The organism is Pseudoalteromonas sp. RWi3 (genome assembly GCF_054960735.1).
Genome location: NZ_JBHNYL010000001.1, coordinates 128,291 through 144,563, shown reverse-complemented (window position 1 = coordinate 144,563; position 16,273 = coordinate 128,291). Strand labels below are relative to the sequence as shown.

Below are 16,273 nucleotides of genomic sequence, written 5' to 3'. Positions count from 1 at the left end.
TTTAGACTACCCAAAGTAGAGTATTTTTATTGAGGTAGTCTAAGTATAAGGCTAATTGATTAATTCTAAATTATTTTTATCAACAATCACTTTGTTTTTTGTGGGCTTATGCTTAAAGTGTTTAGACATTAAAGAAAATACAATCGCAAACACAGCTGCTGTAATATCAACAATATAACCTTCATAGTAAGGTAGTAGCTCTAATTTATTAATACCTTGAATGATACTTGATACAGGTAAACATGCTGTAATAAAGGCCAAGCAAGTCAGAATGCTGTAACTCGCTTTGTTTGTGCCTTGTTTAAAGGTATAAGCAAGCGTGATAAAAAATACCAAGTAATAGCAAAGCATATAATGGTTATTAATATTACCAGTCAATAAGTGTGACCATTTCGCTAATAATAACACCGCAGTAACCGCAAGTATTGAACCTAAACAAACACCGATGGTTAATTTTGCCATAACCAGAGTACTGGTTTTATTTGCATCTTTTTTCATCCGTTTGTCTAGCCATAGTAGGTTACCTGAATAAAAAAGGAATGCACCAAACAAACCCATGATAAAATAGCCCCAACGCCCCCATTCACCGCCATAAGTACCAAAGTGTAGCGAGAAAATACTTGATACAAGGTTGCCATAAAAGCTGTCTTCACCTTGAGGGTAAGTCGAGCCATCAATCTCTAACGTGTATGGATTCATAAATAAATAGTCAGTATCTGGCCCACGAACTACAGCAGAATCGTTACTCATTTTAAAGACCGCTGAAGGTGTTGCTGTGTTTAGTCGGCTGTAGCTAATATGAATTGGTTGATAGCCAGACGCATAATTTTTAGCAGCAATAATTTGTGTATCAATAGTTTTAAGATCACTAATATTATAAGCCTGTGCAGCGGGTGGCGTACGTTCAAACAAGGGTTTATCACCATAAAACTGCGCTAATCCATCGTAAATAAAATCATGAAAAGCAAATACCACAACAGTGAATGCTATAATCAAATGGAACGGCAAACTAGCTATACCAACTAAATTATGGCTGTCTAGCCAAAAGCGGCTGGGCCCTTTTTCTTTACGTAGTGCAAAAAATGTTTTGACCAAGGTAGGCAGTAAAATAATAACGCCTGAAACAAGGGCTAAAAAATAGAGCCCTGCAGCAATACCTAAAATATAGACTCCAGACTGATCATGGCCAATCTCACCTACAAACCCTGCCGTGCGGTGCAAGTAATCAATTAAGTCGGCAAGCTTATGTTCTGTTTGCTCGGTAATTATTAATTTGTTTTGTTCATCTAAATGAACATTTTGTATTTGATTATCTAAATGCATGCCCCTTGCTTGGCCTTGTGTATACCAAGATAAAGGCGAATCATGAGTGAGCAAATCTAGCTCAAATCCAGCACTCATCTGTTCAGGGTATTGTTCAACCGCTTTGTTTACTAGGCTTTGGTAGTTAGCTACAGAGGGGATAGTAACAGGCATCTTTGTTGGTTCAGCCCATTGTTGAATCTCATACTTAAACATTGTTAAGCTACCAGCATAAAAGCCGATGAATAAAACTAAACCAGCGATAATACCGGTCCATGTGTGTACCCCTTGATAGGTGCGTAAAATATCCGATCTTACTTTCATAACCCGCCCCGCAAAAAATAGAATAAGGTGTATAAAACAATATTTAAGCTGCCTAATACAGCCCAAGCTTGTTTACTTGAATTAAATAAGTAGGTAAAACTGAATATTGTTAACCACAGAAGTGGGATCATCCACATGTTAAATTGCACTTTATCTCTAGCATCTATACCGTCAGGCCCATACCAGGCAAATAGCGCCATTAAAATAAATGCGAGTAATAACCCTAGTATTGCGCCAGCTAAACTTTTACCTAACCACGTGGGTTGTTGTTTATTTCTCAAGCTATCAGTCATTTATTATTCTCCTTGGTATTTAATAAACTAATAAATGGAATAATCATTAGCGTGAGCATCAAAATGAAAATACTAAAGAAAATCGCTGCAGTGGTGTCTAAAGCATAAAAAGCAATGATCAATGAAATTAGAATAAGCAGCCAAGCAAAGTGTCTTACTGATGTAGGCGCTTTTTTATTTAATAAACGCTGATGCTTATTACTGCCATAAAGTAAGACTACAGCAATAAGTAAAATAATTATGACGGTAAGTTGAAGCATATCAAATAACTAAAAGGAAATGGTTGTGATATTCTAAATGATAATCAAATGCAATTGCAATAAGTTATTTGCTGTGCTACTTTTTCGCGCAATTTATAACTGTTCAAAAAAAAGGAAATACCTTTGGCGGCATCACTTAGACTCAACAAACTTTCTTTATTTATTGCAACATCGCTTATGTTAACTCACTCGCAAGTATTTGCTGATGATGACGAAAGTAATCGAAAATCCATGGAAACCATTGTTGTTACAGGCGAGAAAGTAGACAAATCACTTAAAGATACACTTACTTCTGTGGCAGTGGTTGACCAGTCCTTATTGGAAAATGGGCAACTTTCTTCTATTTCAGATGCAATAGCAGATATGGCGAATGTAGTCGTATTAACAGGCTCTGTACCTGACATGCGCGGAGTTTCGGGGAACGGTGGTGCGACGGGGTTTAACTCATTCACAGGAGGGGCAAAAGCGCGAGTTTCAACCTTAATTGATGGTGTTAGCCAGCCTTTTGTTGCTGATTTAACTGGCGACTCAGGTTTATGGGATATGGAGCAAATCGCGGTATATCGAGGCCCTCAATCAACAAGTAATGGCCGTAATAGTATAGCCGGTGCAGTATACATGACAACCAAGGCTCCGACCCAAGACTTTGAAGGAGCAGTTCGTGTCGGTTATCGCAACCAGGATAGCTACCTAGATACAGCCGCTGCTGTTTCCGGTGCACTTGTTGAGGACGTGCTGGCATTTCGTTTATCTACCCAGTACATTGATGGTGAGTCGTTCAGTAACCCGAAAGTGCATAACACAAACCCCACAGAAGATGAGTTGAATCAACTAAACACATCGAGTACCAGAGCAAAACTACTTTATACCCCTTTTGAGGACTTGTCAGTAGAGTTAAGTTATTCAAATTATAGTGAGAAAGGTAACTCAGGACGAAAGTATTTTGAAGCTGATGAACCAACAGAATACACCCCAGTATTTCAGCGAATTATGAATACACGCTCTGATACGACGCAAGTAGATTTAGAATATAAAATTAACCCTAATTTCTCGGTTGATTTACTTGTCGCGTATATGGACTATGAGTGGAGTGTTGACGCATACGAACCACTCAAAGCAGATGAATCTGATGTTGATATGAAAGAAAAAAATATCACAATAGACGGGAAATTAAACTTTGGTTTAACGAGTGATTTCTATTCTGGCTTTGTTGGTTTGGCTTATTTTGACCGTGATCAAGATTTTATGAGTGTTGGATCAACAAACTATTTTGGAGATGACAGCAGTGATTCTTCAGCAATATATAGCGAAGTAAACTTTAATTTAACTGACAAATTAACACTAACAGGCGGTCTACGTATTGAGCGCGAGGAACAGATTCGAAACTTTAGCATGGCGTTTCGCGGTGATACGCTCGTTGAGCAATTAGATAACTCAAATACTCTAAGGTTACCCACCTTAGCAGTGCAATATAGAGCAAGTGAACAAACAACATTATCTGCTAGTGTTCGCCGAGGTTATAACGCTGGTGGTGGCGCGCTTGATTTCACTGGACAAGCATATTATTACTATGACGAAGAAACAGTTAATACATATGAAGTTGGCGCGCGAAGTGTATTAGATAATGGTGATATTAATATTAGTGCTAACGTGTTCTATAATAATTTTGATGGCTATCAAGCATTAAGTTCACAGCGTAAAATTACAAATATTGATGATGCACATAGCTATGGTTTAGAGGTTGAAGCTTACAGCATGTTGACAGATCAATGGCAGCTGCATGGTGCTTTGGGTCTTTTGAAAACAAAAATAGATACATCGCAAAATTATGCTGAAGCCGTGGGAAATGAGCTTAACTCTGCGCCTGCATTTACAGCAAGCTTAGGGGTGTCTCATTGGTTCACCGATAACTTTAAAGTGAATATTAGTGCAAACTACGTAGATGAATATTATGGAGACTTAAGCAACACTGAAGAGCGTATTGCTGGCGATTACACCATCACTCGTGCAACTATAAGTTATGACACTGAAAACTGGTTAATCAGTGCATATATTAACAATGCTTTTGACGAAAACGGCTATACAACTGTTGAACCCGCAAGTAATTGGTATCCTACAGGTTATGTAGCCGTTGTAAATCCACAAACGTTTGGTGCTTCAGTCACATATCGTTTCTAGTAAATATACCCAGTTACCTCAAAATGCGAGCGTATTTTAAACCAACCCAGGGCGCTTCACAGGCACTTACACTTGTGAAATGCAGAATTAATGCTCTTGAGGTGGCATGGGTATAATAAATAGGCAAGAAATTTCTTGTCTGCTTGTTATGTTTATCGGTTTATTATCCTTTATTTGACTCACTATTTAATTGCTAATACTTAATAATCGGTCCACTAATATTGCGTCTTTTTAATATATGGTTTCACTTCATTTGTTGGACATACGTTGCTAAGGTCATCAACTTTTTTTAATATTGAATGTTGTGCAATTGCAGTGGGATTTGCTAAATAAAGTTTGAATGCAATATTCATTTAAGAATCGACAAACCAATACTAACAAGGGGTAATTCAACAACAATCTCTTTTAACTTCCCCCTATAAAAGGGTTATTAAAGATAAAATGACAAGTCATTATTTAAATGCTTTGCTACAAGCGTTGAGGCTTATTTATTAATGTTAGCGTAAACACTATTATTTGAATCTAAGTCAATTCCACCCTATAGTTTCATACTAAGCTCCTTATGATACTGTTTATGTTTTGGTCAACACAACTGTATCGAAAAACTCGAGAAGCTTTCTATATAATTACCAGGTCTTGGTATTCAATACTGTGGCTATGGAAAATTTATGAAATTAGGTTTTTTCAGTAAGTTTGTCTGTGAAAAACCCAAAAGCCTTTTACAAAAAATAGGATTTAAAGCATTTTCTGGTAGTTAATTTCATGTTTTTTGATAATTAAATGTGGGGGATACAAATGTTAGTTTGTTCCACGGTATGTTTGAAAAGAACATACTAACATTTAATCCTGGATGTGAGCAGAATGCTGAAGATGTTGCTTCGTATGATGATGTACGCCAGCTAATTGAGTAGTGGGAGCCGCAAGGTATTGAAATAAATAACATATCGCTGGGTAAAAAGGCCTATCTAGCTTTTCGATTACTTACCTAGATGGTAATCCTATTTTATCGGTCGCATATATAGCAATACTAACAAAGCAGGAGTCCCCATGAATACGCTGGCAGGACTTGGAATCGCTCGCATTAGCCGAGACCAATAGCTAGCAGAGGCGATATAGAAAAAGGCGTTGATGCCCATGAAAACACAAACTAAAAAGCTGGCCATAGGTTGGCTCGAAGCGTGGATCAGAATGGATATTCAGTGGCTGAGGGTTAACCTTGCCACTGACTTTGTGCACACGAGCCCCTTTGGCCGTCTTGTGGGACGTGACCATTACCTTGAAATTGTGGAACCTATGGCCCGAAAAAGCGTGCAAAAACTTAAGATTAAAGAGGTTGTTGCAGGTGATACTCAAGCGGCAATCTGGTTTGAAAATCTAACGCCTAAAGGAGTAATCGCTTCCTGTGACTGGATTAGTGTCGAGGATGACAAAATCAAGGAGATTCAGTCTTTCTATGATAGCACAAAAGTACGCGATATTTTGTCATCAGATGAGCAGAGTAATCTTGATGACACTAACTAGTAACGCACGGCTTGTTAAGAGTTTATACAATGATATACCTTTCTTGGCGCGACTTTAGTCAAGCTTTTGCATAAACACGCAAAACGAGGTGCTAGCAAATCTCACTGGTTAGTTAGGCGATGAGACCGTCGAGTTATTCTTTTTAGGTATTGACGTTACACTTTATCTCGCTTTTAACCTATAGTAACTTTTTACTGTTATCAAATTGGCAAGATATCATTTTCAAAAGACGGTTTTGCTGTACCGCCAAGACCTAGATGGCTGGTATAAGGTTGTACGCTAAATATACAGCTAGCCATAAATATGTATGCTTTTACACCTTAGTCTCAAAGAAATAGGCTGCAAATGCAGCCTATTGACTGGGTTAGTATCAAGTCAAGCTGAGCATCCGTTACTAAGCGAGTAGGGTGATGTTATTGATTATGATCAATAGAGGCTGATGATGAGAAAAAATCGACTGTCTGGTTCATCATTTGTGCTTGCTCAGCCATAGCTTCGCCTGCGGCGGCTGCTTCTTCAACCAATGCCGCATTTTGCTGTGTCATCTGATCCATTTGTGTTATTGCAGTGTTAATTTGCATGATGCTTTCTGATTGGTCTCTTGCTGATTGCGCAATTTCAGCCATCATAAGTCGTACTTTACTAGTGGCTTCTATTATTTCACTAAGCGTGTTACCCGAGCGATTCACTAAGTTTGTACCTTCTTCTACTTTAGTTTGACTATCTCTTATAAGGTCTTTAATTTGACGTGCAGCATTGGAGGAGCGCTGGGCTAAATTTCTGACCTCTCCGGCTACAACTGCAAAACCACGGCCTTGCTCACCGGCTCTGGCGGCCTCTACTGCAGCGTTTAATGCTAATAAGTTAGTTTGAAAAGCAATCTCGTCAATCACACTGATGATCTCGGTGACTTGCTTACTAGACTCATTTATTTCACGCATTGCTTCAACAGCCAGCTCGACAACTTCACCACCATGACTTGCTTTATCTTCAGCGGTCATTGATAGTGCATTTGCCTGTTCTGCTTTTGTTGAACTTTGCTTAACAATTTCGGTTACCTCATCCATGCTGGCAGAGGTTTCTTCTAGGCTACTGGCTTGTTCTTCTGTTCGTTGACTCAAATCGGCATTGCCCTGAGCAATTTCATTTGCGCCTTGAGAAATACTTCCAGAAGCATGAGTAATGTTTTTAATTACTTCGGTCAATTTATCGGCGGTGCTGTTGGTGTCTTGCTTGAGCTGACCGAATGAGCCCGCATAATCATTTGTAATACGCTTACTTAAGTCACCTTTAGCTAATGCACTTAAAACTTTAGTTACATCATCAAGGGCAACTTCAACAGTAGAGACTAAGCCATTCAATCCGTGACTTAGTTTTTCAAAGAATCCTGACTTTCCTTGTAGTGATAGCTTTTGGCTCAAGTCGCCTTGTGCTGCTGACTGCACAAGGTTATCGATTTCTTTTTCGATAGTTACTTCAGCAGTCCTATCTACCCATTCTAATACCGTTCCAATTCTTACATCATCAACGAAGATAGGGTTTGAGGTGACCAAGAAGACTCGTTTACCCATAAACTCGGTGCTATTGTCAGCATGAGTTAGGTTATTAAATAAATCTTGTTGTTGCTTTGGTTCAAGGTAAAATTCAACGACAGGAAAACCGATGAGGCTATCAGCAGTAAATTGTTTGGTACGCTCTTGTATATCTTGTTCAGCACTTCGCATGGTATTTTCTAAAGCTTGGTTTGCATAAATGACCTCAAGATTTTTATTTGCAATCATAACGTTGCCAGACACACTATCTAATGCATATCGGACACGGGCATTCTCAGCCGCGATACGTGCTTTATCTCTTTCTTGGGCAAGCCATTGAGTTTTATCTTGCCATTCTAAAACAGTGCCTACACGTTCATTGTCCACACTGACTGGGCTTACGATCACTGCAAAAGTTCTACCTGCAAGTTCAAATTCTGTTTCAACACTGGCGGTTAGAGATTTAAACTTATTTAATTGATTTGTGAAATGTGCAAAAAAAGTATCCACTTTATTATTCACAATTGCATTTGGATTAAATTGAGGGTTTGCCCGTTTGATGTCTTCACTCGCAATTGAAAACATATTGATGAGAGAGTCGTTAAGGTAGATAACATTTAATTGAGTATCAGCAATCATAACCTGACCAGAAGAGCCATCTAATGCATATTTTACTCGCGCATTTTCTGATGCGACGCGTGCTTTTTCTGCCGCTTCAGCGAGCTCTTCTGTCTTATCTTGCCATTCAAACACTGTGCCTACTCGCTGTTGATCAACAATTACAGCACTGGCTACTAAATAGAAGGTTCTATCAGCTACAATAAATTGTTCTTCAATGGTATCTGTTAAGTTTTCAATTTGATTTAATTTTTGCTCAAAGTAGGGCATTAAGGAGGCGATATTTGTGTCAATTATATGCGCGGCACTAAAATTGGGTAGTTCGCTTTGAAGTTGAGACTCAATTTGCATAAACATAGTTTGAATAGCACCATTCAAGTAAATGATTTTATGGCTTTTGTCTGTGATCATGACATTGGAGTTGGCGTTATCAAGAGCGCTTTTTATACGTGCATTAACACGTGCAACACGTCTATCTTGCTGTTCTTTCTCTCTAATTAGTTTAAGATTTTCTCGCATTTCAAGCATAGATTTGAATACACCTTGAGGTGCATGTTCATCATATTCTTGATCCAGATTTCCCTCAGAGATGGCTGTAGCAATATTATCTAATTCGCTGGGGTCTTTACCCAATTGTTTCATCACGATTCTAAGTAAGAAAAAGACAATGGCGAAGCTGATGAGAAGTGCTGTTATAAACATCATAAATATGTTCGAAACAGCTTTCTCATTGGTAGCTTTTAGTTGTGGTCCTAGAATATCTTGGTCAGTTTTTACTGAATTACTTAAATCTCTTACAATGGATGCAAAACGAGGCCCAATGACATCTAACACATTTGTTACTTTATTGTTCCTATCAACGATTATATCTTGCACTTTATTAAAAGTTTGTACGTAATCAGCTTGCAAACTTTTTATATTATCTAGTTGAACTTGATTGGTTTTGCTAATATTGGAGGTGTTTATCGCGACAAGTTTGTCATCAAATAACGAAAACTCTTGAATAACTCTATCAAAGGCAGAAAGATCATTACTTTCTAAATATTTAGTTACATAAAGACGGCCTAATAACAGATTACGCATTGCCTCGCCCGCAAAATAAGCGAGTTGGATATTGTTTGACTTTTCAGCATTTTGCATGATCTGTGTTAACTTTTGTTCCATTTTAGGGCCTGTAATGTTTAGCCTATTTAAGACCAATTCATTACGTTGTACTCGGTATGCTTTTATTGCCTCAAAGGCAGTATTATATTGATCAATCTCTTGAATTAGCAGAGCTATCATTTGCGCGCGTTCAGGTTTGTTTATTTCGCTTTTAGCTTTACTCAGTAATATGTCTACTTTATTGAAATACTGATTATATTCATTAATATCTTTATCACTGCCAGTAAGTAGAAAGTCTTTTACGTTCATACGGACCATCAGCATGTTGGACTGTAACGTGCTTGCAAGGTTAGAATCTCTAGCTAACTCTCGATAGCCTTTAAAACCTTCATCCGCGGATGTTAACGCAAGATAAGCCGTCAATCCTATTCCAGCTAGAATGAGTAAGATAATTGTGAAGGCTGAGGTGAGTTTAGCCTTAAGTGATTTGAAAATATTCATTGAATGAATGTCAGTATCCATGCTGAGCTTCCTGATTGTACCGATAAAGATGCAGTATTAAGAGATAGCCTAGTATTTCGATAAAATCAAAGTGCTTGATTGTTCTTTTATATTCGCAATTGAGTTTTGTATAAAAATATAACTGCACTTTAAGTGAGGCTTGCTCCAGTTTTGTATAACTATTATTAGTGGATGTGTTGCACGATACATTAAGCACACTAATTACCTGACCCAGTTGGAATCTGGCAAAGGGCATTTGTACGTTTAGTTAATAGCTAAGCTGAGTTCGCTATTTCCTTAACAAATAGTGTCGCTAAGAGGTAGTCTCCGGTTTTAAAGGCCTGGATTGTTTTGTTTTTAAATTTATTAGGTGGATGAATGGTGGTCAGTATTTGAACAAAGCTAGTATTAGTTTTAAATATATATAAATTAATAGCTTACAGAGCTAATACAACTATTACTTAGACTGTATTTCATGGTTATAATTATGCGTTTATTTCATTAATTTGTGTAACAGACTTTTTAATGTTTTTTAATTGATTTCAAAAATCAGGGATACGAATGATTGTTCGAACGGGTATAGTTTTAACGAGTGCTTTGCTCATTTCTTGTAATGTTAATGCAACTGATGATAAAACGATTTATGTAGGTGCTTCAAAAAGTATTGTTGGGTATGACGATGCAAACAGCAACACGTATAAAGTTAATTCAGGCTATATAATAAATAGACACTTTTCTTTTGAGCTTAATTACCTTAATTTAGGTGAAAGTTCTCCATTTGATGGCTCTGGCGTGTTACAAGCTGACGCTTTTTCAGCGGAAGTGCTAGCCAAATATCCTGTGAATGATTTTTCAATTTATGCAAAATTAGGCAATATGTGGTGGACTGAAAAAGGAGAGAGAACACACTGGTGGAAAGAAGCAGCGCCTACAGTACAAATCAAAAACACAGTAAGTGATTTAATCTATGGTGTTGGTATGAGTTACAACATTACCCAAAGCTTTAGTATTAAGGTTGAATACCTTGAAAGTAAGGTAAATAGTCAGGCTGCAAACCCTTTATCACTGGGTTTAGATTTTGCTTTTTAATACATCATTTTTAAACTAAGTTACTTGTAGGCTCAAGTTTATGCTTTAGCAACCAGCAATAAAATTAAAGCTTTGTACTCTTATTAGCTTTTACTATATTTTGCAAATGACATAGCACGCTAAAAAGCGAATGAATTTTTAGCGTGCCGTAATTAAGTAAAACCTTTCCAACAAGCCCCCTCAGAGAGTTCAAAATAAGTGTTTAGCCTTATAAAAATTAACAGTATCAATACTTTTTAATTGCAAATTTTAAGCTTCGTTAACATTGCTTGGTTGTTACCGTATAATAAAACTATATTGGGTATTCATCTCTTATAGTTTTTAACTAAGGATTTTGTTAATGAAGCGTTTTCTACTCTTATTTTTGCTTATTAGTAGTGATATGGAGGCACATCAAACACTAATTATTGATATTATCAGCAGTGAAAATTTTAGTGAACGCTATTCAGCTTTTGTTAATGGCCGCGATATTATGGACATCACTGATTTTAGTCCTAGTACTGATGGGTCACACCTTGAAATTATTGAGATGATACTTCTTCAGCAAGCGCTATATTTAGGGGGGGAAACCAAAAAAGTGGAGTTTCGCCCACGGAATTGGATAAATACAACTGAATTTGATTCTTTAATCGACGGGAGCAGCTTAATGCTTGCACGTACTATGTGGCATGAAGACTTGCTGGACTATAGAGGATCTCTTTACGTCAGTGATGCGGTTATAGAGTTTGGCCAGTATGAAGCTGGCTTATATGTGTCAGTTGATAATCAAAAAGCTCAGGTGTTGAAACATTCACAGTTAAATCAATTGACAGTTGTGGTTAACCCTCGTTGGCATGTTGATTGGCGTGCATTGGTTAACACGCCTGTAAGCGTCATTAGCTACATCGGACCTTGGGAAGATATGTTGGCCATGGTTGAGGCCCAAGTTGTTGATGCTATGATGATTAACTTTAGTGTAAGCGATAATTTAGATCTTAATTTTGAAGGTAAACTATTCACACCTCTAAAAAACTTGAAAGTGATCCTACCTGACACACGTCATTTTGCTGTCAGTAAAGCGCACCCTCAAGGTAAGCAAGTTGCTCAAGCATTACAGCGCGGTTTAGCGGTGTTATCTGAGCGAGGGCTAATCAAAAAGGCAATGCAACAATCTGGTTTTATCAACCATAAAACGAGTGATTGGCAGGTAATTAACCAACAAATGGTAGTGTCTGAGCGATGATAAAAACAGTGTATTTTTTTAGTTTTGGCTTGTTTTTTATGTTGCACACAAGCGTGTTGATTGCTGCGGTTGGCTCGGATGAAAAAAAAGAATTAGATTTGTATTTTGCGAAGCTTAAAACGGATGTAAATCTTGGTAATACGCTTCAAACTATGAGTTATTTAACAGAGCTACGAGCACTCGCTAAAAGTCAAAATGCCAAAGAGGTTGAAATAGAAAGCTACTTTATAGAAGCTATGATCAAGCGCCGGTATGGTGCTTACGCAGACGGTGTAAAACTAAACCATTATGCACTTGAATTGGCTAAATCAGTTGGTAATGAGGAATATATTGCAAGGGCATACTACCATTTAGCGCATTTAGAGCTTGAGTTAGAACGTTATACACTGGCACTCGATTATATCCAGCACCCAATTAATTTTTATGTAAATAAAAATGCGGAACGTGCTGCTCTAATGTACCTTTGGCAAAGCAAAATATATTTAACAATGGGGAGTTATTATCAAGCTCTCAAAGCAAATAAAGACGCTCTGCAGATTACAACACCTTCTATGGGTATTCATTTAGATTTAGCTGTAAATCTAGCTCAAATTGAACTTAAGCTTGGTAATACAAAGGCTGCAAAAGCAGCATTAGGTTTGGTTAACTTAAATAAACTAAATGGTTCAAAAGAGCGCCTCAAACTGCAATATTATTTAGCTTTGGCAAATAGTTATTTACAAACAGGTGAATTTAACCAAGCAATAGAAATTGCACTAATACAATTGGAAAAACCAACTAGTCTTCGCTTTTTAGATGAACAAGCGCAATTACAATATTTAATCGCTGTAGGATATAGCCAGCTGGGAGAGCACAAATTAGCCTATAAATATTTAAAACGTTATTCATTAAGTAATGACGCGCTTAGTTTGCAGCGCCGAAACAATAAGGTACTTCAACTTGAATCGCATTATAAGTTTGATTTACAAAACCAGAAGCTTGAACTGCTCGGTAAAGATAATACGTTAAAAGAGCAACGTTTAGTACAACAAGAACAAGCCTTTACTAATCATCGATTGCAACAACAGCGTTGGGTCTTAGGTGCCATATTATTGTTGAGTATAGTTGGTTTCGTATATTGGCGGTGGCAAAACCAGCGTTATTTAGTGGTATTAAAACAGCGTGTTAACGAGCGAACACAGGAATTAGCAAAAAGTAATGAGCGATTAAAGGCAATGAGTTTTACTGATAGTTTAACTGAGTTACACAATCGTCATTACTTTTTTAGTGTTATAGATAAATTGCTAATCGATTTTAATTCTTCACCAATTAACACTAAGCGTCAGCGTTTAGTATTTACCTTAATTGATATTGATAAATTTAAAAACATAAATGATACCTTTGGTCATAATGTTGGTGATCAAGTATTGGAGCAGTTTTCTAATATTTTAAGGCAACAAATTCGCAGCGAAGATCTACTCATTCGCTGGGGAGGAGAAGAGTTTCTACTTGTCATTAAAAATGTCAGTTATAGTGAAGCCGAACAAATAGCAGAAACGCTGCGCTGTGAAGTTGCCAGTCACGTATTTAAGTTAAATAACGACGAAAGCCTAAACGTAACGTGCTCAACAGGGTTTGCTTGTTACCCATTGTTAGCGACACAACCACACTTATACAATTGGGAGCAAATTATCGAATTGGCAGATGGTGGTTTATATTTAGCAAAAGAAAATCAAAGAAATGCCTGGGTGGGTATTAAAGCTGGTAATTCAATTTTGCAACATCAAAGTAAAGATGTAGTAAAAAATTATCGTGCTCACTTAGCGCAACACACACTTCACACGTCAAGTAATATTGAAAAAACATTAAATTATTAATCCTAATGGTTTGACATAATGATACTTTAGCTGTGCTATTGAATTATCGACGTGACCTGGGCTTGTTATATGTTAGAGAGTCCATTATTTAATCGAAATGTATGTAATAAGTTTGCTAACAGTTGTTAGACTACTAATTTATATTGATTTAATGGATAGGTTCAGATGGTATTTATCAAAGGTATTGTTTTTACTGGAGTGCTTGGTTCAATTGGTGTGTTTTTAGAAATATTGATTTTGCTTTTTTTGGTTGTGGATTTTTAAGTGTATATCAAAATCTCAGCGGCTAAATAACCTCTAACAGCTAAGAATTTTTAAACGACAATAACTAGGGAAATGTTATGAATGTAGATGATATACGCGTGTTTATACCCAGTAAGGATTATGGAACTTCGCAGTCTTTTTATCAGGCACTCGGCTTTAAAATGGATTATGTGACAGATGATTTATCGTTGTTTGAAAACGGCGGATGTGCTTTTTTCCTACAGCGATTTTACAATGAACAATTTGCAAAAAACTTAATGCTGCAATTATCAGTTACTGACATCAACGTGGTTTTTGAAGAGATTAAAAAACTACATAAGCTTAATATTAAATTAAATTCGAGCCAATTAAAACAGAGCCCTGGGGAAAAGTAATTTATTTGTGGGGGCCTGCTGGTGAGCTTTGGCACATTACAGAGTTCAGCTAGTGATGGCACTTATTTTCACAAGGATGTAAACCTCGTGCCGCGATTACCCCCCCTAGTTTGAAAGAATATTAAGCCGGAAAGGGCAACAGAGTCCTAGTCAAACAAGTGTTTTTTATAACTAAACTGACTAAGTTCATCCATAATAATTGGTTATAAATTTAGAGTCGGGTTGTGGTTCATTTGTCTTGTCGATATTATTTCAAGGTCATTATACGAAAATAATAAGCGTGGTTTTATTTAAACAGCGCGAAGATAAAGAGTTACACATGGATAGAACTGCACCCATCTTCAATTTTTCAGCTCAGCCAAAGCTCACTAATGGATTAAAATACCTCTGTTTATTTGGTGTTATTTATTTAGCCTTCATTTTTATATATAGCGTATTTTACTGGCAGTTTGTATCTAAACTCAGCACTGATTTTGTAGATCATGTTTTGTGGTGGTTAAAAAGCACCGGAGTATGGTACGTTTTTGCGCCAATATGCTTAGTCTATTTTTCTTATTACTCTGGGCGTCAATCCCTCATCAATTGCTTTTTGACTATAGGTTTTCCTATGGTTTTGATTGCTGTTATTTTGCAAATTAGCTTTGATTATAGCTATTTAAAAGCGGATCTTTTTGGTCATTTTGTGCTGTATTTGCCCAAGCAAATAGGGATTTTTATAATCACCTGTTCGTATTGGTATTTATTTGTAATGGACGATAAAAATGTCGCAATTAATGCCTATGATGAAACTACTACTAAAAGCGACTATATTGACCTAGAGCATAAAGGCCGCCCTTATAAACTAGATATGGAGTCTATCTGGTTTATAAAATCTGCAGGTAATTATATTGAAATAGAAAGTATACATGGGCAGTTTTTAAAAAGAAGCAGCTTGAAAAAAATACAGCTCTATACACCTTCGTACTTTTGCCAATGCCACCGAAGTACCCTTGTAAACTTAAAACATATTACTGCTCTGAGTAATCAAGCCTCTGGACACGCGATAGCTACGTTAAGTAATGGTGCTGAGATTAATATAAGTAAACGCTATAAAAATAGCATTAAAGAGCAGTTAACAGACTACCCAATAAAAGCGAGCTAACCCATCAGCAAGTGGGCATTTATCACTTTGTCTAATAACTCAGTTCATTGGCCCCTTAAAATGTTCATTCGTACCAAAGTCACTGTTTTTGTGGGCTGTAGCGCATACACTGCACTTCGAATTAAAACTTATAGGTACAAATTATGGCATATCAAACTCAGCAGGTTACACGTGTTTTGCATTGGTTAAGTGCATTTTTTATTATTGGTTTACTCGGATCAGGTGTATATATGGCTGATGGTCATGATTATGTATTGTATGACTGGCATAAAGCATTTGGTGTTATTGCATTATTGCTAGTGATCATTCGCCTTTATCACCGTAAAAATCACCCTTGGCAATCCTCAGCAAAGGGGACTCAAAACGAAAAATATGTTCAGCTTATGCATCAGTATCTGTTAACTGCATGTGTTTTAATGCCGGTATCTGGGCTTATTTACTCTGGATTAGGTGGCTTTGGCGTTGATGTTTTTGGTATTGAAGTTATTCCACATCGCTATAACGAAAATGGGCAAGTGCTCGCGTTCAATCAAGCTGGCAGCGATATAGGCAAAACAGTACATTATTACGTAGGGTATCTAATGACAGCGCTAGTCATTATTCATGTGTTAGCTGCTCTTAAGCATCATTTTATTGATAAAGACAATACGCTTAGCGCTATGATAAAAGCAAAAAGCACTCACTAAAATAACAA

11 protein-coding genes and 1 pseudogene are annotated in these 16,273 nt (G+C 37.0%); 8 read left to right on the top strand and 4 right to left on the bottom strand.

Annotation, left to right across the window (positions count from 1 at the left end; genetic code table 11):
- Positions 1-51: 51 nt before the first annotated feature.
- From ACFI4Z_RS00610 to ACFI4Z_RS00600, 3 genes are read right to left on the bottom strand one after another with little or no spacing between them, the layout of a single operon-like run.
- On the bottom strand, positions 52-1,626 hold the full coding sequence (locus ACFI4Z_RS00610; RefSeq protein WP_462668906.1) for a PepSY-associated TM helix domain-containing protein: 1,575 nt from the start codon (positions 1,624-1,626) through the stop codon (positions 52-54).
- Complete coding sequence (locus tag ACFI4Z_RS00605) at positions 1,623-1,919, bottom strand: hypothetical protein (RefSeq protein ID WP_462668905.1); 297 nt, start codon at positions 1,917-1,919, stop codon at positions 1,623-1,625. Before ACFI4Z_RS00605 ends, ACFI4Z_RS00610 begins: the two co-directional genes overlap by 4 nt.
- Positions 1,916-2,179: a hypothetical protein gene (locus ACFI4Z_RS00600; RefSeq protein ID WP_462668904.1), complete on the bottom strand. Its 264-nt coding sequence runs from the start codon at positions 2,177-2,179 to the stop codon at positions 1,916-1,918. The genes ACFI4Z_RS00605 and ACFI4Z_RS00600 overlap by 4 nt, the downstream gene beginning before the upstream one ends.
- Before the next feature lie 123 nt (positions 2,180-2,302).
- Here ACFI4Z_RS00600 and ACFI4Z_RS00595 point away from each other — a divergent pair, with 123 nt between their 5' ends.
- Both ACFI4Z_RS00595 and ACFI4Z_RS00590 read left to right on the top strand, forming a co-directional pair.
- On the top strand, positions 2,303-4,357 hold the full coding sequence (locus tag ACFI4Z_RS00595; RefSeq protein WP_462668903.1) for a TonB-dependent receptor: 2,055 nt from the start codon (positions 2,303-2,305) through the stop codon (positions 4,355-4,357).
- A gap of 1,128 nt (positions 4,358-5,485) precedes the next feature.
- Positions 5,486-5,878, top strand: coding sequence for a nuclear transport factor 2 family protein (locus ACFI4Z_RS00590; RefSeq protein ID WP_462668902.1), 393 nt, complete (start codon positions 5,486-5,488; stop codon positions 5,876-5,878).
- Between the two features lie 413 nt (positions 5,879-6,291).
- Here the strand turns inward: ACFI4Z_RS00590 and ACFI4Z_RS00585 are convergent, their stop codons facing one another.
- Entirely contained in the window at positions 6,292-9,654 is a 3,363-nt protein-coding gene (locus tag ACFI4Z_RS00585) for a methyl-accepting chemotaxis protein (RefSeq protein ID WP_462668901.1), read from the bottom strand.
- A gap of 540 nt (positions 9,655-10,194) precedes the next feature.
- Between ACFI4Z_RS00585 and ACFI4Z_RS00580 the strand changes: the two genes are divergently transcribed.
- The 6 genes and pseudogenes from ACFI4Z_RS00580 to ACFI4Z_RS00555 all read left to right on the top strand — a co-directional run bounded on the left by ACFI4Z_RS00580 (position 10,195) and on the right by ACFI4Z_RS00555 (position 16,265).
- A complete protein-coding gene (locus ACFI4Z_RS00580) occupies positions 10,195-10,722 on the top strand; it encodes an outer membrane beta-barrel protein (RefSeq protein WP_462668900.1) in 528 nt (175 codons plus the stop codon).
- 340 nt (positions 10,723-11,062) lie between these two features.
- Positions 11,063-11,944, top strand: coding sequence for a hypothetical protein (locus ACFI4Z_RS00575; RefSeq protein WP_462668899.1), 882 nt, complete (start codon positions 11,063-11,065; stop codon positions 11,942-11,944).
- Between the two features lie 38 nt (positions 11,945-11,982).
- Positions 11,983-13,800, top strand: coding sequence for a GGDEF domain-containing protein (locus ACFI4Z_RS00570; RefSeq protein ID WP_462668898.1), 1,818 nt, complete (start codon positions 11,983-11,985; stop codon positions 13,798-13,800).
- Between the two features lie 341 nt (positions 13,801-14,141).
- A pseudogene (locus ACFI4Z_RS00565) lies at positions 14,142-14,491 on the top strand (VOC family protein).
- A gap of 266 nt (positions 14,492-14,757) precedes the next feature.
- Positions 14,758-15,579: a LytTR family DNA-binding domain-containing protein gene (locus ACFI4Z_RS00560; RefSeq protein ID WP_462668897.1), complete on the top strand. Its 822-nt coding sequence runs from the start codon at positions 14,758-14,760 to the stop codon at positions 15,577-15,579.
- A 143-nt stretch (positions 15,580-15,722) separates the two neighbouring features.
- Positions 15,723-16,265, top strand: coding sequence for a cytochrome b (locus ACFI4Z_RS00555; protein WP_462668896.1), 543 nt, complete (start codon positions 15,723-15,725; stop codon positions 16,263-16,265).
- Positions 16,266-16,273: the final 8 nt, after the last annotated feature.